19 protein-coding genes are annotated in these 21,316 nt (G+C 60.8%); 12 read left to right on the top strand and 7 right to left on the bottom strand.

Going from position 1 to position 21,316, the window contains the following annotated elements; translation table 11 throughout:
- Positions 1 to 38 precede the first annotated feature (38 nt).
- From PEH01S_RS00685 to PEH01S_RS00725, 9 genes are all read left to right on the top strand, one after another.
- Positions 39 to 920: a branched-chain amino acid ABC transporter permease gene (locus PEH01S_RS00685; protein ID WP_127483591.1), complete on the top strand. Its 882-nt coding sequence runs from the start codon at positions 39 to 41 to the stop codon at positions 918 to 920.
- Between the two features lie 8 nt (positions 921 to 928).
- Positions 929 to 1,852: a branched-chain amino acid ABC transporter permease gene (locus tag PEH01S_RS00690; RefSeq protein ID WP_025850794.1), complete on the top strand. Its 924-nt coding sequence runs from the start codon at positions 929 to 931 to the stop codon at positions 1,850 to 1,852.
- A complete protein-coding gene (locus tag PEH01S_RS00695) occupies positions 1,845 to 2,624 on the top strand; it encodes an ABC transporter ATP-binding protein (protein WP_025850793.1) in 780 nt (259 codons plus the stop codon). Before PEH01S_RS00690 ends, PEH01S_RS00695 begins: the two co-directional genes overlap by 8 nt.
- Positions 2,617 to 3,321: an ABC transporter ATP-binding protein gene (locus PEH01S_RS00700; protein ID WP_025850792.1), complete on the top strand. Its 705-nt coding sequence runs from the start codon at positions 2,617 to 2,619 to the stop codon at positions 3,319 to 3,321. Before PEH01S_RS00695 ends, PEH01S_RS00700 begins: the two co-directional genes overlap by 8 nt.
- A gap of 112 nt (positions 3,322 to 3,433) precedes the next feature.
- A complete protein-coding gene (locus tag PEH01S_RS00705) occupies positions 3,434 to 4,402 on the top strand; it encodes an agmatinase family protein (RefSeq protein ID WP_127483592.1) in 969 nt (322 codons plus the stop codon).
- Between the two features lie 195 nt (positions 4,403 to 4,597).
- Complete coding sequence (gene hutU / locus PEH01S_RS00710; RefSeq protein ID WP_174807085.1) at positions 4,598 to 6,256, top strand: urocanate hydratase; 1,659 nt, start codon at positions 4,598 to 4,600, stop codon at positions 6,254 to 6,256.
- A 144-nt stretch (positions 6,257 to 6,400) separates the two neighbouring features.
- A complete protein-coding gene (gene hutI, locus PEH01S_RS00715; RefSeq protein WP_127483593.1) occupies positions 6,401 to 7,684 on the top strand; it encodes an imidazolonepropionase in 1,284 nt (427 codons plus the stop codon).
- Between the two features lie 238 nt (positions 7,685 to 7,922).
- Positions 7,923 to 9,032, top strand: coding sequence for an IS200/IS605 family element RNA-guided endonuclease TnpB (gene tnpB, locus PEH01S_RS00720; RefSeq protein WP_127483594.1), 1,110 nt, complete (start codon positions 7,923 to 7,925; stop codon positions 9,030 to 9,032).
- Positions 9,033 to 9,195: 163 nt separating this feature from the next.
- Complete coding sequence (locus PEH01S_RS00725) at positions 9,196 to 9,504, top strand: hypothetical protein (protein WP_127483595.1); 309 nt, start codon at positions 9,196 to 9,198, stop codon at positions 9,502 to 9,504.
- A 192-nt stretch (positions 9,505 to 9,696) separates the two neighbouring features.
- On the opposite strand, the gene PEH01S_RS00730 is transcribed toward PEH01S_RS00725, so the two are convergent.
- Genes PEH01S_RS00730 through PEH01S_RS00740 form a run of 3 tightly spaced genes read right to left on the bottom strand, consistent with a single transcriptional unit; the run spans position 9,697 to position 12,397 of the window.
- Positions 9,697 to 10,059: a VOC family protein gene (locus PEH01S_RS00730; RefSeq protein WP_127483596.1), complete on the bottom strand. Its 363-nt coding sequence runs from the start codon at positions 10,057 to 10,059 to the stop codon at positions 9,697 to 9,699.
- A 44-nt stretch (positions 10,060 to 10,103) separates the two neighbouring features.
- Entirely contained in the window at positions 10,104 to 10,952 is an 849-nt protein-coding gene (locus PEH01S_RS00735; protein ID WP_164827602.1) for an AraC family transcriptional regulator, read from the bottom strand.
- 20 nt (positions 10,953 to 10,972) lie between these two features.
- Positions 10,973 to 12,397 carry an aminotransferase-like domain-containing protein gene (locus PEH01S_RS00740; RefSeq protein WP_246062746.1) on the bottom strand — a complete coding sequence of 475 codons (1,425 nt, stop codon included), beginning with the start codon at positions 12,395 to 12,397 and terminating at the stop codon, positions 10,973 to 10,975.
- A gap of 119 nt (positions 12,398 to 12,516) precedes the next feature.
- Between PEH01S_RS00740 and PEH01S_RS00745 the strand changes: the two genes are divergently transcribed.
- Complete coding sequence (locus PEH01S_RS00745) at positions 12,517 to 12,939, top strand: GNAT family N-acetyltransferase (protein WP_127483598.1); 423 nt, start codon at positions 12,517 to 12,519, stop codon at positions 12,937 to 12,939.
- A gap of 964 nt (positions 12,940 to 13,903) precedes the next feature.
- On the opposite strand, the gene PEH01S_RS00750 is transcribed toward PEH01S_RS00745, so the two are convergent.
- The 3 genes from PEH01S_RS00750 to PEH01S_RS00760 are packed head-to-tail and all read right to left on the bottom strand — an operon-like array spanning position 13,904 to position 16,313.
- Positions 13,904 to 14,575, bottom strand: coding sequence for a DNA alkylation repair protein (locus PEH01S_RS00750; protein ID WP_025850783.1), 672 nt, complete (start codon positions 14,573 to 14,575; stop codon positions 13,904 to 13,906).
- A gap of 23 nt (positions 14,576 to 14,598) precedes the next feature.
- Entirely contained in the window at positions 14,599 to 15,066 is a 468-nt protein-coding gene (locus PEH01S_RS00755) for a YdeI/OmpD-associated family protein (RefSeq protein ID WP_164827604.1), read from the bottom strand.
- Between the two features lie 35 nt (positions 15,067 to 15,101).
- On the bottom strand, positions 15,102 to 16,313 hold the full coding sequence (locus PEH01S_RS00760; protein WP_127483600.1) for an MFS transporter: 1,212 nt from the start codon (positions 16,311 to 16,313) through the stop codon (positions 15,102 to 15,104).
- Between the two features lie 141 nt (positions 16,314 to 16,454).
- Between PEH01S_RS00760 and PEH01S_RS00765 the strand changes: the two genes are divergently transcribed.
- Positions 16,455 to 18,392, top strand: coding sequence for an ABC transporter substrate-binding protein (locus PEH01S_RS00765; RefSeq protein WP_127483601.1), 1,938 nt, complete (start codon positions 16,455 to 16,457; stop codon positions 18,390 to 18,392).
- A gap of 11 nt (positions 18,393 to 18,403) precedes the next feature.
- On the opposite strand, the gene PEH01S_RS00770 is transcribed toward PEH01S_RS00765, so the two are convergent.
- Positions 18,404 to 19,273, bottom strand: coding sequence for a polysaccharide deacetylase family protein (locus PEH01S_RS00770; RefSeq protein WP_127483602.1), 870 nt, complete (start codon positions 19,271 to 19,273; stop codon positions 18,404 to 18,406).
- Positions 19,274 to 19,489: 216 nt separating this feature from the next.
- Between PEH01S_RS00770 and PEH01S_RS00775 the strand changes: the two genes are divergently transcribed.
- Positions 19,490 to 21,316, top strand: coding sequence for a 5'-nucleotidase C-terminal domain-containing protein (locus PEH01S_RS00775; protein ID WP_127483603.1), 1,827 nt, complete (start codon positions 19,490 to 19,492; stop codon positions 21,314 to 21,316).

The raw sequence follows: 21,316 nt of genomic DNA on the forward strand, positions 1-21,316 counted from the left end.
TCCCCGCGACCTCCACGGAAAGGAGTGAAGAACGGCTTATGCTGCTGCAACAGCTGCTTAACGGCATATCGCTCGGGTTCATTTACATCTTGATCGCCGTCGGGTTAACGATGGTTTACGGCGTTTTGAAGCTGCTGCACTTCGCGCACGGCGTCATCTACATGATCGGCGCGTTCGCGGCAATGATCGGCATCACGTACCTGCACCTGCCGTTCTTGGGGGCCATCGTGTTCGCCATGATCATCTCGGCCATCGCCGGAATGGCGGTCGAACGGTTCGCCTACCGTCCGCTGCGCGGCGCTCACCCCATCACCACGCTGATCAGCGGGATCGGGGTCGGCATTTTTCTCGAAAACTTGTTTCAAATCGTCTTCACGTCGGATACGCAGGCGTTTCCCGAGACCGGCATCGAGGTGTCGGTCGTGAACCTCACCGAATCGATTTCGCTCACGAATACGAAGCTGTACATCATCGCGGCCGGCATCGTCGGGCTCGGCTTGCTGTACGCCTTCCTGAAGTTTACGAAGATGGGCCTCGCCATTCAGGCGACGGCACAGGACACGCGGGCCGCTTCGCTGATGGGCGTCAACGTGAACCGCGTCATCTCGGTCACGTTCGTCATCGGATCGGCGCTGGCGGCTGCGGCGGGCGTAATCGTCGCATGGAATTTCAACTCGCTGTTCCCGGCGATGGGGGCGATTCCGGGACTCAAGGCGTTCTGTGTCGTGGTGCTCGGCGGCCTCGGCTCGATTCCCGGCACGATCGTCGGCGGCCTGATTCTCGGCGTCGTCGAATCGCTGAGTGACGGCTTCATGACCGGCATGGTGATCGACAAGGACGCCATCGCGTTTATCATTCTGATCGTCATTCTTCTCTTCAAGCCTTCCGGGCTGTTCGGGAAGAACGTCGATAAAGTGTAGGTGATCGTATGGATGCGCTGTTTAACCCTTACTACGTCGATATCGTCGTCTTTCTGATCATCTATATTTTGCTCGGCCTCGGCTTGAACCTGATTACGGGCTATGCGGGCCAAGTGTCGCTCGGACACGGGGCGTTTTTCGGCATCGGGGCTTACGCTTCGGGGATTTTATCGGTAAAAGCGGGCTTGAACCCGTGGCTGGCCATCGTGCTCGCCATTGTCCTGACCTTCGTCATCAGCGCGGTGCTCGGACTGCCGAGCTTGCGGGTGCGGGAAGATTTTCTCGCCATTACGACGCTCGGGCTCGGACTCATCATCCAATCGTACTTCAAAAACTCCGAGCTGACCGGCGGCGCTTACGGTCTCGACTCGATTCCCGGGCTGTCGTTCTTCGGCATCGAGATGAAAAATGTCGGCTACCTGCTGTTCGTCCTGATCGTGCTTCTCCTTGGCATTTATGCGCTGCGGAAAATGACACGGTCGCGGATCGGCCGTGCCTGGATGGTGATCCGGGAGGATGAGACGGTGGCCGCCTCGATGGGCATCAACACGACGTACTACAAGGTGCTGGTCTTTGCGATCGGCGGCGCTTATGCCGGTGCGGCGGGCGCGCTGTTCGCCCACAAAGTGTCGTTCCTCAGCGCCGATTCGTTCGGCTTTACCGTCTCGGCGACGGTGCTCAGCATGGTCGTGATCGGCGGCCTCGGCAGCATCCGCGGCACATTGTTCGGGGTTACGCTGCTGTACCTGCTCCCGGAGCTGTTCCGGCTGTTTGATCTTCAAATGTTCGATATGAAATATCTGGATATGTACAAAATGATGTTTTACGGCTTGCTGATGGTTTTGGTCATGCGCTATCGCCCTAAGGGGATTTTCGGGCAGACGGGCATCAAGCTCAAGCCGCGCGGCAAGGGAGGTGGCGGCCGTGCTTAAGGTGGAAGGCATCACGAAACGGTTCGGCGGCCTGACCGCCGTCAGCGGAGTCAGCCTGGAGGTGAAGCAGGGCGAGATTTTGGGTCTGATCGGCCCGAACGGCGCCGGGAAGACGACGTTCTTTAATATTTTGACCGGTCTGTATCAGCCGAATGAAGGGTCGATCATGTTCGAAGGCAGGACGATCCAGGGCCTGAAGCCGTTCCGCATCGCGCAGCAGGGGATGACGCGGACGTTCCAGAATATCCGGCTGCTGAAGGAAGAGACGGTGCTGGAGAATGTGAAGGTCGGCATGTTCGGCCGCACGCGGTCCGGCCTCTGGTCGGCGATTCTCGGCCTGGGCTCCGCCAAGCGGGAGGAGCACGAGGTGACGGAAGCGAGCCTGCGGGTGCTGGAGCTTGTCGGGCTGCGGGGCTTCGAGCAGGAGCAGGCGGGCAGCCTGTCGTACGGCAACCAGCGGCGGGTGGAAATCGCCCGGGCGCTCGTTTCCGGCCCCAAGCTGCTGCTGCTGGACGAACCGACGGCGGGGATGAACGGGCAGGAGGTTCATGAGATGGAAGCGCTGATCCGTACCATTCGAAGCAGCGGGACGACGCTGATCCTGATTGAGCACAACGTCGGCATGGTATGCAAGCTGTGCGACCGCGTAGCGGTGCTCGACCACGGCGAGAAGATCGCCGACGGCGATCCGCACGAGATCATGAACAGTCCGGCCGTCATCGAGGCGTACATCGGCAAGACGGCGAGCGAGGAGGGGATTCCCGTTGCTTGAGATTCGCAATCTGAACGTATCGTACGGCAGCATTCACGCCGTGAGGAACTTGTCTTTGGAGGTCAAGCAGGGGGAAGTAGTGACGCTGATCGGCTCGAACGGCGCGGGGAAAACGACGACCGTGAACGCCATTTGCGGCGTCATCCCTTCGAGGGGCTCCATTCTGTATCAAGGCAAAGACATCATCGGCCAGCCGACGCATAAACTTGTGGAGGCAGGCATCGTGATGGTAGCCGAAGGGCGGCGCATTTTTCCGAAGCTGACGGTGGAGCAAAATCTGCAAATGGGCGCTTATTCGCGCAAAGCGGGCAAGGGAGAGCTGAAGCAGGAGATGGATGCCGTCTATGCGATGTTTCCGCGGCTGGCGGAGCGCCGGACCCAGCTGGGCGGCACGATGAGCGGCGGCGAGCAGCAGATGCTCGCGATCGGGCGGGCGCTGATGGCAAAGCCGAAGCTGCTCATCCTCGACGAGCCATCGATGGGACTGGCCCCGATCGTCGTAAAAGGGATCTTCGAGACGATCAAGACGATCAAGCGCCAGGGGCTGACGATTCTGCTGATCGAGCAGAATGCGGCGATGGCGCTGTCGGTGGCGGACCGCGGCTACGTGCTGGAGCACGGCGAGATCAGCCATCACGACACCGCTGACAATCTGCGCTCGCAGGATGTCGTCAAGCAGGCTTATTTGGGCCATTAACCGTTAAGACAGCTAATCATAGGATGCTGTTAACGATATAGGTGGTTAAACGGCGGGTTCTTCGGCGGCAGAGGATGCTGGAATCCGCGTTAAGGCAAAAGGAGGCTTATGCGTGAAAACGATTGATCTGTTAAACCCGCCGGAGCTGGCGCGGCGGTCGAACTGGCGCGACCGGTTCGAGACGAAGGTGGCCCAGTGGCTCACGCCGTGGGACGGGGAAGCGCCGGTCGACTTCGGCTTCATCGGGGTGCCGCTGTCCAAGACGTCGATCAGCGTCTCCGCCGCGTCGATGACGCCGAATGCGCTGCGCGAGCTGTTCGCGAACGTGACGACGTACAGCATCGACCATGACGTCGATCTGCAGGAGCTGAAAGCCCGCGACCTCGGCGACATTCAAATGCACGTTACCGACCTGCTGCGCTGTCATACGAACATCGAGCAGGGGCTGACGAACGTGTATGAGGCGCTGCCGGACTTGTTCCCGATTATCGCCGGGGGGGATCATTCGATCACGTGCCCGTCCGTCAAGGCGTTCCGGAACAAAATCGGCGGGCCGGTCGGCATCGTCCAGATCGATTCGCATATGGATGTGCGCAACCTGCAGGATGGCGGACCATCCAATGGAACGCCGATCCGCGGCCTGATCGAATCCGGCGCCGTGGAAGGCAAGCACATTGCGCAGATCGGTTTGCACAGCTTCGCCAATTCGAAGCCGTACCGCGACTATGCGCGGGAGCAGGGCATTACGCAGTTTACGGCGCGGCAGGTCGCGCTGGAGGGCGTGGAGAAGTTCGTCGCGCAGGCGCTTGAAGTGGCCGGAAGCGGCACCGACGCGATCTACGTCACGGTGGATATGGATGTGCTCGATCAGGCCTATGCGCCGGGTGTCCCGGCGATGGTGCCTGCGGGGATGACGAGCTGGCAGCTGATGGAAGCGGTGTTCATGCTTGGCCGTCATCCGAAGGTAAAGGGCTTCGATATCGTCTGCGTCGATCCGATGCAGGACCCGCGCCGGGCCACCGTGCGTACGGCACTGCACGTCATTCTTAACTTTCTGGCCGGCACGATGAAGCGAGATTAGCCAAGGTTGTATTAATTCAGTGAAAAAGTTAGCGAAGCGGACAGAATCGTTCTGGAGAAACGCAGTGTTCGCCTTTGTCTCCGGATTTCAACCTTTAAGGGGGTTATATAATCCAGAAATCCGGGGACAACAGCGATCGGAAGAATGATCTGTCTGTGTAACGCCTCACTTTTAAACCCAAGGGGAGAGATTACGATGGAAAATAAACGTACGATTCGCGCGCCGCGAGGCACGAAGCTGACGGCCAAAGGATGGCAGCAGGAAGCGGTGCTGCGCATGCTGATGAACAACCTGGACCCGGAGGTGGCCGAGCGTCCGGAAGACCTCGTCGTTTACGGCGGGATCGGCAAGGCGGCGCGCAACTGGGAAGCGTACGACAAAATCGTCGAGTGCCTGACGGAGCTCGAAGCGGACGAAACGCTGCTCGTGCAGTCCGGCAAGCCGGTCGGCATTTTCAAAACCCACAGTCAAGCGCCGCGCGTCCTCATTTCCAACTCCGTGATCGTGCCGGCCTTTGCGAATTGGGATACGTTCCATGAGCTGGACAAAAAAGGGCTGATGATGTACGGGCAAATGACGGCGGGCAGCTGGATTTACATCGGCACGCAGGGCATTCTGCAGGGCACGTACGAGACGTTCGCCGAAGCGGCGCGCCAGCATGCGAACGGCACGCTGCGCGGGACGCTGACGCTGACCGCGGGTCTCGGCGGCATGGGCGGCGCGCAGCCGCTGGCCGTCACGATGAACGAAGGCGTCGTCATCGGGGTCGACGTCGATGCGACCCGCATTCAGCGCCGGATCGATACGCGCTACTGCGACGTGATGGTGCACGATCTGGACGAAGCGCTCAAGCTGGCGCGCGAGGCGCAGGAGCAGGGCCGTCCGCTCGCGATCGGCCTCGTCGGCAACGCGGCGGAAATTTTCCCGGAATTCGTGCGCCGCGGCATCGTGCCGGATTTCGTCACCGATCAGACGTCGGCGCACGATCCGCTGAACGGCTACGTGCCTGCGGGTTACTCGCTGGAAGCGGCGGCGGCGCTGCGCACGAGCAACCCGGCGGAATACGTCCGCTTGTCGAAGCAGTCGATGGCGGCGCATGTGCAGGCGATGCTCGACCTGCAAAAGCTGGGCTCCGTCGTGTTCGACTACGGCAACAACATCCGTCAGGTCGCTTTGGATGAAGGCGTGAAGGACGCGTTCAGCTTCCCGGGCTTCGTGCCGGCGTACATCCGTCCGCTGTTCTGCGAGGGCAAAGGGCCGTTCCGTTGGGCCGCGCTGTCCGGCGATCCGGAGGACATCTACAAGACCGACGAGCTCGTGCTGAAGCTGTTCCCGGAAAACGAGCACCTGCGCCGCTGGATCGAAATGGCGCGCGAGAAAGTGGCCTTCCAGGGCCTGCCGTCGCGGATCTGCTGGCTCGGCTACGGCGAGCGTGTGAAGATGGGCCTCGCGATCAACGAGATGGTGCGCAGCGGCGAGCTGTCCGCGCCGATCGTCATCGGCCGCGACCACCTCGACTGCGGCTCCGTCGCCTCGCCGAACCGCGAGACGGAAGCGATGAAGGACGGCAGCGACGTGGTCGGCGACTGGGCGATTCTGAACGCGCTCGTGAACACGGCGTCCGGCGCAAGCTGGGTTTCGGTGCATCACGGCGGCGGCGTCGGAATGGGCTATTCGCTCCACGCCGGCATGGTCGTCGTCGCGGACGGCTCCCAGGAAGCGGAGGAGCGGCTGTCCCGCGTGCTGAACACGGACCCGGGCATGGGGGTTATCCGCCATGCGGACGCGGGCTACGAGCTGGCGATTCAGACGGCCAAGGAACGCGGCGTCCGCGTCCCGATGCTGGGCATTTAAGAAGGCGCGGCTGAATAAAGCGTCCTAGCTGCGGTTCGCCGCACCCGCCGGGGGAAGCGGCGGGCTGCGTGAACCGCCTGCTGCTGTATATTCCGTCCGGCCCGAACGAAACCGGGTCGGACGACTTTGTCGAGGTGATGGAAAATGGAGCAACAACGGATCGATTTGCTCGTGCACAATATCGGCGAGCTGATCACGATGGCGGGGGAAGCGGGTCCGCGCACGGGCAGCCGGATGGCGGACGTGCCTGTTGTAAAAGGAGGCGCCGTAGCCATGCGCGATGGCGTCGTTGTCGCCGCTGGCTCCGAAGCCGACGTGCGCGCGCAGCTCGCGGGCCTGCCGGTCGCGCAGGAGCTTGACGCCGGCGGCCGCTTGGTGACGCCGGGGCTGGTCGACCCGCACACGCATCTGGTGCACGGCGGCTCGCGCGAGCACGAGCTGGCGATGAAGCTGCAGGGCGCGACGTATTTGGAAATCCTGGCGCAGGGCGGCGGCATTCTGAGCACGGTCCGCGCCACGCGGGGGGCGACGGAGGACGAGTTGTACGCCAAGGCAAAGCGCAGTCTCGATACGCTGCTGCTGCAGGGCGTGACGACGTGCGAGGCGAAAAGCGGCTACGGCCTCACGCTGGAGGACGAGCTGAAGCAGCTTCGGGTGACGAAGCGGTTGAACGAAGCGCATCCGGTCGAGCTCGTCTCGACGTTCATGGGCGCGCACATGGTGCCGGAGGAATACAAGGGCCGCTCGGCCGATTACGTGAAGCTCGTGATCCGCGAAATGCTGCCGGAGGTGAAGCGCCTCGGACTCGCCGAGTTCTGCGACGTGTTCTGCGAGCACGGCGTGTTCTCGCCCGCCGAATCCGAGGAGATTCTGGCGGCGGCCAAGGCGCTCGGCTTCGGCGTGAAAATCCACGCCGACGAGATCGAGCCGCTCGGCGGCGCGGAGCTTGCGGGCAAGCTCGGCTGCATCTCGGCCGAGCATCTGCTGGCCGCAACCGACGCCGGCTTCGAGGCGATGCGCGATGCCGGCGTGATCGCCGTCTGCCTGCCGGCGACCTCGTTCAACCTGCGGCTGAAGCAGCATGCCCGCGCGCGCCGCATGATCGAGCTCGGCCTCGCCGTCGCGCTGTCGACCGACTATAACCCCGGCAGCTCGCCGACGGAGTCGATCCAGCTCGTCATGACGCTCGGCTGCTTGAACCTCGGGCTGACGCCGGAAGAAGTGCTGACCGCCGTGACCGTCAACGCGGCGCATGCCATCGGGCGCGGCGACCGGGTCGGCAGCCTGGAGCCTGGCAAGCAGGCCGACTTGGTCATTTTCGACGCAGCCAATTTGGCCTACGTGCCGTATCATTTCGGCATTAACCACGTCGATACGGTCGTCAAGGGCGGGAAAGTCGTCGTCCGGGAAGGGCGGCTGGCGTACTAGCTGGACCGGACAAAACATTTCACAATAACAATACAATAGGGACTTTCCGCACGCTTGTCTTGAGGCGTATGGAAGAGTCCCTTTTTCTCTTTGAAAGTGGCAGGTGGATTAATTTTATCGTTAAGGCGGAGAAGACTCCCTCTTCGATAAGGGGGAGATGAATCAGCATCTCTTGTATATGAATAAGAACATATGTGCTATAATTGTCATAAAATCACCAAAAGAGGTAAATTCCTGCATGTTGCATCATAAAGCTTTTCGCTTTCGCATCTATCCTACGGAGGAGCAAACGACGCTGATCCATCAGATGTTTGGATGCACTCGCTTTGTCTTTAACCACTTCCTTGCGAGGTGGAACGACACCTTCCAAGAAACAGGCAGAGGCTTGTCTTACCAGACCTGTGCAACCGGGCTGCCAGCGTTGAAAAAGGAATGGCCTTGGCTCAAGGACGCGGACAGCATTGCTTTGCAATCCGCTGTTCGCAGCCTGGCAGATGCGTTTGATCGCTTCTTTCGAAAGCAAAACGATCCGCCTCGTTTCAAGAGCAAACGCAATCCCGTCCAAAGCTACACCACGAAGTTCACGAACGGCAATATTGCCGTTGCCTGCGATCTGCTGAAACTTCCGAAGCTGGGATGGGTGCGCTTCGCCAAGTCCCGTGAAATCGAAGGACGGATCTTGTCTGCTACGGTGCGTCGAAACGGTACAGGCAAGTACTTCGTTTCGATCCTGTGTGAAGTAGACATCCAGCCGCTTCCCCAGGTTGATACTGCCATCGGCATAGACCTCGGCATCAAGTCGTTTGCCGTTTGCAGCAGCGGAGAAAACGCTCTGAGTCCCAAGCACCTGCGCACCTACGAAAAGCAACTTGCGTTTTGGCAGCGACGTTTGTCTCGTCGACTGAAAGGTGGATCGGGCTATCTAAAAGCGAAGCAAAAAGTCGCTCGCATGCATGAGCGAATCGCTAACGCTCGGCAAGACTTTCTGCATCAACTCTCGACCAAGTGGATCCGTGAAAACCAAACGATCTGTCTGGAAGATTTGCAGGTTCTAAGTCTAATGAAAAATCACAAGTTAGCAAAGTCCATTGCTGAAGCAAGCTGGTCAACCCTTCGCACGATGCTTGAATATAAAGCAATGTGGTATGGTCGCACGATCAGCACGGTCGCCAAAAACTATCCAAGCAGTCAGCTTTGTCATGTATGCCAATGGCGCAACCCCGAAGTGAAAAATCTAAACTTGCGAGTGTGGACCTGTTCAGGATGCGGCACGCACCATGACCGTGACCACAATGCCAGCATGAACATTTTGCAAGAAGGACTGCGTTTGTTGGCGAAGGCCAACTGAACTGCGGGAACCGCAGGGATCGCTTGCTCAAGAAGAGAAGGATGCTTCTCTGTTCGCAAGAATCCCCTACCTCAGCGCCATTAGCGCAGGTGGTGGGAGTGTTCAAAAGCCCAAAGATCAGGATTTACCGTACGCGGCCGTATCCGGCCAGCCGAAAAAGCAGATGTTCACCGGGGTAACCGTCCGGGACGATACGCTGTCTTTCCGAGCTTATACGACGACGAAGGGCGGAAGCACGGAGCTATACGACGCCTACAGCATTAAGAAAACGGCGGTGAAGCCGAACAAGGTGGAAAACGCCAAAGCGACGCTGACGGCGGACGGGCAAGTCAAGCTGACTTGGAACGCTCCGGGCACGGGATCGGCCGTGGAGGGTGCTACCGCATTTACGAGCAGAACGATGCAGTGGGCCCGAACTGGACGGACACAGTCCGTCATTCTGACGGAACGACCGCCTACAGCTATACCGTAGCGAAAAAGGACCCATCTCAATCGTATCGGTTCGTGATCAAGGCGGTGAGCGGGAGGCTGAATTCGGACTCGGTCGTAGCCGAGTATACGGCGGGGAAATGAGAACAGCGCGCGTCCGTCCGCACGGTTCGGAGTATGCCTTAAACGATGAGAACCGCTCAAACGTTTCGGCGTTTGGGCGGTCTCTTTTTTTCTAGCCTTTGATCAAGAATGAATTGCCGTCCTCGTCGAGGAAGGTGGCGAAGGTGCCCCACTGCATTTTTTGCAGCTCGCCCTCGAAGGCGACCCCGTTCGCTTTCATCGTCTCGTAGGTCTTCTCGACATCGTCGCATTCGAATACGATGGAGGGTCTCAGCTCGGCCCAGTTCTTCATCATGCTTTTCGGATAGAGCACCAGCGCGGATTCCGCTCCCTTCGGCGCCACCTCCAGCCAGCTCGCTCCCGGCATCATTGGGCGCTCGGCTACAACCTCGAAGCCGACCTTCTCCGTCCAGAACGCTTTCGCTTTTTGCTGGTCCTCCACATAAACGGCAGCCGTTGCCATTTTTTTAATCATGACTTGTCCTCCTTCGCGTGGTTCAAGAGCTTCGACTGCTAGAACTATAGCATCCCGTTCGGGCTCTCGTCTTGTAAAAAAACGACATCCTTTGTTTTCCGCATGCCTTTCCGCAGGCGCAGAATCCATTTCTGGTATTCGCTGGGCGTGATGCCGAGACACTGCTTGAAGTCTTTGGAAAAATGCGCATAGTCGTAGTATCCGAAATGGGTCATGCATTCATGCAAATCGACGGCCGGATTGAAAAAAATCCGGAGCCGCGCCTGATTGAAGCGGGACGCTCTGCTGAGCTGCTTCGGCGGCATGCCTGTGAGCCTGGAGCAAATGCGCTCGAACTGACGCAGCGAATAGCCGCTTTCCTTGGCCGCGGCGGGAACGTCATACGTTAGCGGCTCCCGGTACAGCTTCGCCAAAACGCCGAGCAAGCGAAGGTCCAGGCCTCCCGGCTCCAGCTCGGCCAGCAGGAAGGCTTCGAGCAGCCGCATGCCTTGGTCCGGGCCGGCCTGCTCCAGCTGCCGTTCCAGGCTTTGCGTCCGTGCCGGGTCGATCACGTCGCTCAGCGGGAGCATCCGGTCCTTGTGGGCCGTCTGCCGGAAGGCGGGAAAAGCGCGCAGTCCCCAGGGCAGCAGCCGGACGCCGAACAAGCGGACGGCGCCGTGCGTCTTCAGGTGATGGTACCGCGACAGCGTTCCGATCAGGAATGCCCGGGGCAGATCCGCCTGATCGTTGGAATACCGCGCGCCGTAATGAAAAATGAGCTCGACGCATCCGTCGGGCCAAAGCACTTCGCCGTCGTTGGCAGCATTCGTCTGGTCATAGGTACGCTCCAAGCGCCACAAGCATTTGATAAAAGGCTGGAGCCGCTCGTGCGGCAGGCGTTCCTCGTAGGCCACTTGGTTATCCCCTTTCTCGTCTAGATCCAGTCCACGACCGGTTCCCATTGCAGCTGCGGCTTGCGGCGGCGCGCCTGCCCGATCCAGTCGGCGATGCGGCGGACCGCTTCGTCGATCTGCGCTTCGTTCGCGCGCATGACGCTCAGGCGCAGGCCGTTGTCTTTCGCGAACGTGCGCAGATAGCTTCGCGCGGTGGGCAAGGCTGCGACGTTCTGCTGCTTCAGCGCCGCCAGCAGATCGTCTGCTTCAAGCGGCAGCGGCACGAGCAGCCGGGCAAAGACGCCGCCGTCCGGCACGCGCAGGCCGACCTCCTGCGGCAGGTAACGGGCGGCCGCCGTACGGAGTGCCTCCATCCGTGTGCGGTAATGCTCGCGCATCTGCGCGGCGTGGCGGTCGAACATGCCGCACGTCAAGTACAGCTCCAGCGCCGCTTGGGATAAGGCGGACGTGCTCGAATCGGTAGACGTCTTGAACAGGCGGAACGTCTCAAGCAGCGGCTGGGGCACGACGGCCGTACCGAGCCGCAGACCGGGCAGCGTTACTTTGGAGAAGCTTTTGACATAAATGACATGGCCGGAGCGGTTCAGGCTGTAGATCGGGTCCGCGCGGCGCTTCGTTTCCAGATCGGCCAAGTAATCGTCTTCCACGATGTAGACGTCGTAGCGCTCGGCCAGCCGGGCGATGGCCTGCTTTTGCTCCTGGCTCAGGCTCGTTCCCATCGGGTTGTGATAACGCGGCACGGTATAAAAAAATTTGATTGTGTTCGTCCGAAAATGCCGCTCCAGCTCGTCCAGATCGATGCCTTCGTCGGTGCGGGCGATGCCGATGGCCGTCATGCCCAGCAGCTCCAGCGTGCGGAGCATGCCGAAGTAGGTGGGCTGCTCGACGAGAATGGCCGTCTTGCCGTTCGGAAAAGGCATGCTGGCCAGCATGTGAATCGCCTGCTGCGAGCCGGAGACGACGGCAATCCGCTCCGGTTCGGCGAAGACTTGCGCCGTGGTCAGATGCTTCTGCAGCGCCTGCCGGAGCGACCTAAAACCGAGCGGGTCCGCATACGAGAACAGCCGGTCCTGATACAGCTCGATCGCTTGGTCCAAGCAATGCTGGAAGTCCGCATACGGCATAACCGCCGGGTCCGGCGTTGCGGTGGCGAGGTCGATTCGCTCCAACTGCTCGGCGGAGGAGGGTTGTTCGGAACGGACGACGGCGTAATAGCCGCTTTTGGGAACCGAATAAATCAAGTGTTCCCGTTCCAGCTCGTCGTACGCGCGTATGGCCGTATTTTTGCTGCATCCGTACTGGACGGAAACGTCGCGGATCGAAGGCAGCTTGGCGCCCGGCCGGATGCCGCCGGAAGCGAGCTTGCGCTGGATGTCCGCTTTGATGGCTTCGAACTTGCAGCCCGTACTCCCCGTGCTCGTATTCATGTTCATGCTCGTGCTCATGCGCAGAGTCCTCCTTGATTTTGTACGGGTACAGATGAGAGAAAAAAGTATGCCGGTGTCATCTGTCTCCATTATACTGAACGACATGAACGAAACCAAATCAACCAGGAGGGGTACAGATGGAATGGAAGCACGATACACTGCCGTACCGCATTAACGATAGCTGGGAGGAGCTGGAGCCGGATGTCATCTATGCGCTTTTGCAGACAAGCTACTGGGCTGCGCACCGAAGCAGGGAGACGGTGCTGCGCAGCCTTGAAAACTCGCTCTGCTTCGGCCTTTACCATGGGGAGACGCAGGTGGGCTTCATGCGGGTGGTGACGGATTACGCCACGTTCACCTGGGTTTGCGACGTGATCGTGCACCCCGATCACCGGGGCCGTGGGCTCGGCAAGTCGCTGATGCAGTTTCTGGTGGAGCATCCGGCGGTGCGGGATACCCGGATGGTCCTTGGCACCAAGGACGCTCACGGGCTGTATGAGCAGTACGGCTTCGAACGGCTGGAGCTGATGCGGCGGCCGATCCCGGCTGCGGCGCAGTAAGGCGGAGGGAGGAGGCGAGCGCTGCCGGGTGCTGTGGAGTAAGGCGGGGGAGAGGGCGAGCGCTGCCTGCTGCTGTGGAGTAAGGCGGGGGAGAGGGCGAGCGCTGCCTGCTGCTGTGGAGTAAGGCGTGGGAAGAAGCGAGCGCTGCCTGCTGCTGTGGAGTAAGGCGGGGGAGAGGGCGAGCGCTGCCGGTTGCGGCGGAGTGAGGCGTGGGAAGAAGCGAGCGCTGCCTGCTGCTGGGGAGTAAGGCGGGGAATAGGGCGAGCGCTGCCGGTTGCTGCGGAGTAAGGCGGGGGGAAGAAGCGAGTGCTGCCTGCTGCTGTGGAGTAAGGCGTGGGAAGAAGCGAGCGCTGCCTGCTGCTGTGGAGTAAGGCGGGGGAGAGGGCGAGCGCTGCCGGGTGCTGCGGAGTGAGGCGTGGGAAGATGGCGTGCGATCCTGATAGCAGTAAGGCAGGGGATAAGCGTTCGATCCTGGCTGCGGCGCAGTAAGGCAGGAGCAGGGGGACAAGCGGTCCGAGGCTGGGAGTCTTCGCTTTGCCGCTCTCTTGGCAGCGTTTCTGAGCGCGATGAGTGCAGTGGTTTCCATATAAAGGAACCACAGTTCCTTTATATGGCCGGAGTCGAAGAGGTTGTGGGAAGTAGCGGAACCCGGATTCGTTATTCTTGTCGAATTTTATTTGTTCCACCTCAAATCGGATGTTTAGCGAACGTGCGTTCCTCTATTTTGCCTAACTACTTCACGATGGTGAAAATAAAGGAACTGGCGTTCCTCTATTTTCCAATAAGCTCTGCGCCTGCACATACTTTTTTCCCCGGGATACGTCCCGTCGTCCGCCCATGAGAGCCGCTCACCCGCCGTGCAACGCCGCAACACGCGCCGGAGAGGTGCACGTTAGGATAAAAAGGAGCGCATCCCTTCTGCGGCGATGCGCTCCTTTGCTTGTGTCCGTGCTTCGTGCGGCGGTCAACGCTTCCGGCTCTTTGCCTTCGCGATGTAAGCCGCCGCGTCCGGCGTCTTGCAGCCCGTATCGCCATGGTCGACCTCGACCTTGCCGATGCGGGCTGCGGCTGCCAAGGCCGCGGCTTCCAAAGCTTCGCCGCGCATTCCGATCGCGATCAGGGCGGCGTTCATCGCATCGCGGGTGCGATTGGGGCTGGAATGGATGCGGGCTTCGATGCGCTCCAGCTGCCGGAGAAAGTAGTCCTCGCCGAGCGTTTTGCTCTTCATGGCGGCGTGCGCCATGAGCTGCCAGCCGGCCCGTCCGACCCATTCCCGGTCCGAAGCCGTCCAACGCTCCAGAAGCTCTGGCAGCAAAGGGGATTTGCTTGCCAGATGGGTCACCAGCATATCCGTCAAGCAGTAATAGTCGATATCGCTCAGCCACCGTTCCAACTGCTCAAGCGTTCGGGTTTTCGGATCGGCGATCATGACGGCCAGCGTCCGGGCGTCCGTATTTCCCGTGTTCCAGAGCTGTTCGGCCAAGGCGTCGTTCGTTTTCATCTCTTTTTTCAGCTTGTCCAGATTGCCGAAGCTGACGCCGAATAGCGGCTCTTTGGCGCCGTGTTTTCGGTACACTTTGCGGTTTTGCTCCGTGCCCAGCGCTTCAAGCCGGGTCATTACTTCTGTCAGTTCCATGCTGCACCCCCTCTTAGCGCCCGTTATCCCTTGGGCCTTTTTCCTTCCAGCACCATCGCTACGGTTTTTCCGATCCGGCTGGCCCGCGTTTCCGGCCGCTTGGCCGACTCGATCCAGTCCACGAACTCTTTCCGGTGCGAATACGCCAGCTGGTCGAATCGGGCCGCGGCTTCCGCCGTTTGGCGCAGAGCGTCGGCCAGATCTCCGGGCACCCCGACGGTCCGCTCTTCCGTGTCCGGCTCCATCGTGACCTGCACCGTATCGCCTGGCGCGACCCCGGCCTCATCGCGGATCGCTTTGCCTACGACCATGTAGTGGGTGCCGTTGCCATGCGGCATCGCGGAGCTTCGGTACGGCACGCCATTGACCGTTCCTTTTACCTTGACTTGTCCTTTGCTGCCGAAGACGGCTTCCACGGAAAAGGGCAGCGTGAAGTACGTCCACGTCCCCGTCCCTTCGGGCCGGTGCAGCACCGCTTCGAACCGCTGCATCTCGATTCGCTCCTTTGTTGTCCTTTTGCCGCACATTATAGCATACGCGGTCTGCGATGAAAAATGAGCCAGGCTGCGGCGGTGAGCGCCATCAGTGCGGCGCAGGCGAAGCCTACGCCTCCGGGGCCGAACGCGCCCAGCAGGACGAAGGAGGCCAGCGGACCGAGCGCGGCCCCGATATCGACGACGATCGTATACGTCGTCATGTACGCGACGGCGCGGCTGCCCGCGGCGGCGTCGGCGGCGAGCGTGTCCGAGAGCGTGGTGATGGCGGTATTCGCCAGCATCACCGCGAGCAGGACCGCAAGCCAGAGGCCGAAGGGCAGCGGCAGCGCCAGCAGCGCGAAGGCGGCAGCCGCCAGACCGAGCGCGGCGAGGTAAAGCGGCAGGCGGCCGCGGGGGCCGTCCGCCTGTCTCCCGAACCAGGGAGACAGGAAGGGCGACCAGCCCCAGCGCAGAGCCTGCAGAGCGCCGGCGGCGGAGGCTGCGCCGAGCGTGAAGCCCGCGAGCGTGAGCGTGCCGCGGTCCGGCAGGCGGGCGGCGATGAGCGGACTGAGGGCGGACATCAGCAAGCCGAAGAAGACGAGCGCGGTCGTGAAGCCGGACAGCAGCGGCAGGAGCGCTGCGGCAGCCAGCCGCGGCTGCCGCGGTACCGAAGCGTCTGAACGCGGCGGGGCGGACGGCGTGACGGTGGGCGGTACGAAGCGCCATGCGAACGGCAGGCCGGCCAGCGTGACCGTGCCGAGCAGCAGCGCCACCGCGCGTACGCCGAGCAGGTCGGCGAGCAGGCCGCCGGCCAGCATCCCGACGAGGCTGCCGACGCCCATGATCCCGTTGTAGCGGCCGAGCAGCTGTCCGCGCTGTTCGCCGCTGCCGCTGGCCTCCAGCACCGTCAGGTAGCCGCCGATGCGCAGCATCGACCAGGCTGCGCCCCATAAGGCCCGTGCCGCAAGCAGCGGCGCGAAGCCGCTGAAGAAGCCGAACGCCAGCGTCGTGGCGCAGGCCAGAGCGACGGCGGCAAGCACGCCGGTTCGCTTCGGCAGCCGGCTGTACAGCCAGCCGATCAGCGGCCCGAGCGGCAGACGGACGAAGCGGTTGACCGACAGCAGAACTCCGACCTGCCAGAGGGCGTCCAAGCCGTAATGCTGCCAGTACACCGCAAGCACGATATAGAGCATGGAATCGCCGAGCAGGCAGACTGCGGTCACCCAAGCGATCGCGCGGACGGACGGCTCCTGTGCTTTCATGCAAACAGCCCCTTTTTTGTGCGTTGACGTAGCTCTAATTGTAAATGGAAAAAGGGGAATAAAAAGTGTAAACTGGGAGCAAATCATTTCCCCTTTTGGTTCGTAGATACACTATGAAATGGAAGAAGGAGTCGGAGGGCGATGCGGCTGGAGGAGCATTACTTGAAGCTGTACCGGGGGCTGCGCCCCCGGGGCTTGGATGGCGGAACGGAAGCGACGCTGGCGGAGCTGGCCGGAGTGCTTCACTGCACGGAGCGCAACGTGAAGCTGCTGCTTCGGGGGATGAAGGCGCGAGAGTGGATCAGGTGGGAACCGGGACGCGGTCGCGGCAACCGTTCGCGTCTGGAGCTACGGGCGGAGCCCGACAGGCTGCTGCTGGAGCAGGTGAAGGAGCGGCTGGCCCATGGACGGCTCCGCGAGGCTATGGCTTTGGCGGAGCTGGGCCCGGACACGCCGGACGGCCGCAGACAGCTCGCGGAGCTGCTGCAGGAGGCGTTCGGGTACCGCAGGGAACCGGCGCCGGACGAGAAAGCGGGACCCGTCGAGGTGCTCCGTTTCCCGTCCTACCGGCAGCTCGGCCCGTTGGACCCGGCCTATACGACGCGGCGTACGGAGCTGCATATGATCAGGCAGTTGTTCGATACGTTGGTAAGGTGTGACCGGGGGACAGACCGCTTTTTGCCGGGGCTGGCTCATCACTGGGAGCGGGCGGCGGACGAGGAAAGCCGCGAGCGCTGGATATTCGCGCTTCAAAAGCATGTGCGCTTCCATAACGGAAAACCGTTGACGGCCCGGGATGCCGCCTACACCTTGGAGCGGCTTCGCGGCACCGCCGGTCAGCCGCAGTCGCCCTATGCGCCGTTGTACGAAGGGCTCGAAGCCGTCGCGGCCTTGGACGAATTCCGTCTGGAAATCCGGCTTCGAAAGCCGCTCGGCTTTTTGCTCGGGCTGCTTGCCTCTCCGGCGGCCTCCATCGTTCCGGCCGGGCTGACGGCGGATTTTGCTTTCCGGCCTGTCGGCACGGGACCGTTCCGCTTGGCGGAACGGGAGAGCCGGTTCCTTGCGCTTGAGGCATTTGCGGATTATTACAAGCGTAGGGCGCATTTGGACCGCGTGGAGATGTGGTGCTTGCCATCCGCTTACGACGGCAATGAAGCTTCGGAGGCCGAGGACGAAGCCGAGCTGGGCGGATTGAACTTCCGCCACTTCCGTCCTAACCGCGAAAGCGGAGAGAGCCGATTGCAGGAGCACTGGCTGGAGGAAACGAACATCGACCGGGGCTGTAAGTTTATCGTACTGAATTGGCGTGGCGGCCCCGCCTCGCCTTGGGCGGACGCCGGACTGCGGGAGCTGCTGGCCGCCGTGCTGCGAAGCGGTTCGGTCCAGTTAGAGCTGGACGGCAACCGGGGTCCGTTGGCAAACCGGTTTATCCGGGACTTGGAGGGAAGCGCCGACGCCACAGCTTCGCCTCATGCACCAGACCGTAAGGATGGCCAGAGCAGCGGCCTTCATGCCACATCTCGTCATGCCTACGGAACCCCGGCGTGCAGGCGCGAACTGACGCTGCGGCTCGTCACGTACGCCGGAGCGGGCCACGAGCGGGATGCGGCGTGGCTGCAGCGGGCGCTCGCTCCGCACGGCGTTCGCCTGGAGCTTTCGTTTGTGCCGTACGAGGCTTTGTTCGAGGAAGAAACGCTCGCTGCGGCGGATTTGTATCTGCTGGAGCAGCCGGTGCAAGAGGATGCGGAGTGGACGCTGCTCGCCCTGCTGGCAAACGCAAACAGCCCCGTAAGGCGCTGCTTGCCTCCGGAGCTGAGTGAATGGGCCGGTCGTCTGTGCGCCGAGCTTCCCGGGGAGCCTTCCCGCACTCGCCGGTTAGAGCTGCTCGGCCGGCTGGAAGAAGCGCTCCTGCGGGAGCGAGCCGTCGTCCTGTGGTACCGCTGGCAGCAGTCCGCCTTGTACCCGCCAGGACTGCGGGACGTCTCGATCAGCTCGCTCGGCTGGGTCGATTACCGCAAGCTGTGGTTCGACGGCCGCCATGAAGACGGAGGAAGCGGGACGCCGAGCTTTCGTCGCTAAACTAACCTGCCTTATTCCCCGCTTCCAAAAGAAGGAAGTTTCGCCTTCACGGCGCGGCGCATGATCGTGCGGTGCAGCTTTTCCGGCGTAATGCTCGGATTCCCGGCATTGATGCGCGGAATTTGCATGACGTCGTCCTTTCGCGTCACCATGCCGCTTTTTACCGTAAAAGCGTAGCGAATGCCGGCCTGCCCGACCAGTTCCGATGCCTGCCGGTCGTACATGCCGTACGGGTAGGCGTACATATCCACGTCCTGCAGATGAAGGGCATGGAGCCGGCTTACGCAAGCCCGGGTATCCTTCAGAATCCGCTCGCCGTATTCGGCCACCGTTTCAATTCGGCCTTCCGTATGCAGCAGGCTGGTGAGCAGCGGATTGCCGTCCACTTTTTGATGCAGATCGTGCGAATGACATTGAAAATCGATAAAGTCCGTTTCCGAGGCCATTTGCCGGATTTGCTCCTCGGACAAAGCGGTTAAGGTAGGCGCCTTCGGATCGGCCAAATCCTTGGTCACGACAAAGTTGACCGCAGGTATGCCAAGCTCCTTGAGAATCGGGTATCCGTGCGTATAGAAGCTTTCGTAGCCATCGTCAAACGTAACGAGCACCGATTGCCGGGGCACCTCCTTGCCGTTCATGAAATCGCGGAATTCCGATACCGTCAGGAACTTATAGCCTTTTTCCTTCAAGTAGCTCATTTGCTTGCGGAACAGCTCCGGTGTGATCGTGACGTTGCTCCGATCCGTATCGTCCAAATGATGATAGGCCAGCACCGCGACCTGGTCCGCATACGGATAGCTCCCCCATTGATACACCGAACCGGCGATAATCCCGACCGCGATGCAGCCCGCGAGCAAGCCTTTTGCCAACCTTCCAAACATGTGTTACGTTCCCCTTTTGCCAAAATTAAGCATTTTCATTGTATGATACCAGTTGAAAAAACACAATTGTGTTTTTTATACATGGCCGGGTCTGCTTCCCCCATCGAACCGTTTTAATTTACGAAAAATTTACACAGGGCAGAATTTCCATTTATATATCTGTGCTAAACTAAAAGGGACATGCCAAACTGATTCGATTGGGAGGAGAAGCTTCGAATGAAGGGTTGGAAAAAATGGATGTCCCCGGCGCTGGCCGCGCTCATGCTCGTATCGGCGGCAGCCCCGGCAGCGGCGGCGGAAACGTCGGCAGCGGACGCGGGCGGCAAGAAGGGCACGACGAAAATTACGCTTTTCCACACGAACGACACGCATTCCCGGGTGGACGAGAGCAAGGAAGGGATCGGCTTCGCCAAAATGGCCGCGCTCATCAAGGAGTACGCGAAAACGAACCCGAATTCGCTTGTGCTGGATGCCGGCGATACGTTCCACGGGCAAACGATTGCGAATCTGGTTCGCGGAGAAAGCATCGTGAACATCATGAATGCCGCAGGATACAACGCCATGGCCGCGGGCAACCACGATTTCAACTACGGCTACGAGCGGCTTGTGGAGCTGGCGGGCAAAGCGAAATTTCCGGTGCTGAGCGCCAATACGAAAAAAGCGGACGGCACCCGCATTTTGAACCCTTACGTGATCAAGGAAGTGGACGGCATCAAGCTGGGCATTTTCGGCTTGACGACGCCTGAAACCGCTTATAAAACGCATCCGAACAACGTCGCGGGCCTCACGTTCACGGACCCTGCCGTCGAGGCGAAGGCGATTGTAGGAGAGCTGAAAGGCAAAGTCGACGCGATTATTGCGCTGACGCATCTCGGCGTCGACAAGTCCAGCATCGACACGAGCATCAAGGTGGCCGAGCAGGTGCCGGACATCGACGTCATCATCGACGGACATAGCCATACGAAGCTGGATACGGGCATGAAGGTCGGCAACGTGCTGATCGCCCAGACCGGTGAGTATCTTAAGCAATTCGGTCGCGTCGACCTGACGTTCGAGAACGGGAAGCTGAAGGACAAGGTGTCCAGCCTGATCACGAAAAAAGCCGCCGACGAGGACAAGACGCCGGGCGACCCGGCCGTTCTGGAGATTATTCATTCCGTGAAAAAAGAGCAGGAGAAAGTGCTGCAGCAAAAAGTGGGCTCCACCTCCGTCAAGCTCGTCGGGGACCGCGAAGTCGTGCGCAAGGGCGAGTCGAATCTCGGCAACCTGATCGCCGACGCGATGATCGACGAGACGGGCGCCGACGTCGCCATCACGAACGGCGGCGGCATCCGCGATTCGATCGCCGCAGGCCCGATTACGAAGGGGCAGGTCATCACCGTACTGCCGTTCGGCAACTACATTCAGACGAAAAAAGTGAAGGGCTCCGACATCGTAGCCGCCTTGGAGCACGGCGTATCCGCTTATCCGGACCCGCTCGGCGGCTTCCCGCAGGTCGGCGGCATTACCTTCGAGCTCGATCCTGCGCAGCCGAAAGGCCAACGGGTATCCGGGGTCAAAGTGAAAGGCCAGCCGATTGACCCGGACAAAATGTATCTGCTCGCGACGAACGACTTTATGGCTGCAGGCGGAGATGATTACAAGATGTTCAAGGACTACCCGCTCGCGGGCGACTATTCTTCGCTGGAGGAATCGCTGATCAAGTACTTCCAGAAGAAGGGCGAAGTGAACCCGCAGGTCGAAGGCCGCATCGCGGTCAAAAAGGCATCCGGCACGGTAACGCCACCGGCGCCTCCTGCGCCAACGGTACCGGCCGTTCCTACACCGACGACGCCAGCACCGGCACCGGAAGCTGCAAAGCCTGCTCCGGCGGCTCCAGCGGCGACGGACGGCGGGGTGTACATCGTGAAGTCCGGCGATACGCTCTGGAAAATCGGCAAGAAGCACAACACCACGTGGCAGAAGCTGCAGGAGCTGAATCAGTTCAACGACCCGAACCTGATTTTCCCGGGGCAGAAGGTTAAGCTTCCTGCTGCCGGATAA

It is taken from the genome of Paenibacillus ehimensis NBRC 15659 (genome assembly GCF_004000785.1).
Classification (GTDB): domain Bacteria; phylum Bacillota; class Bacilli; order Paenibacillales; family NBRC-103111; genus Paenibacillus_G; species Paenibacillus_G ehimensis.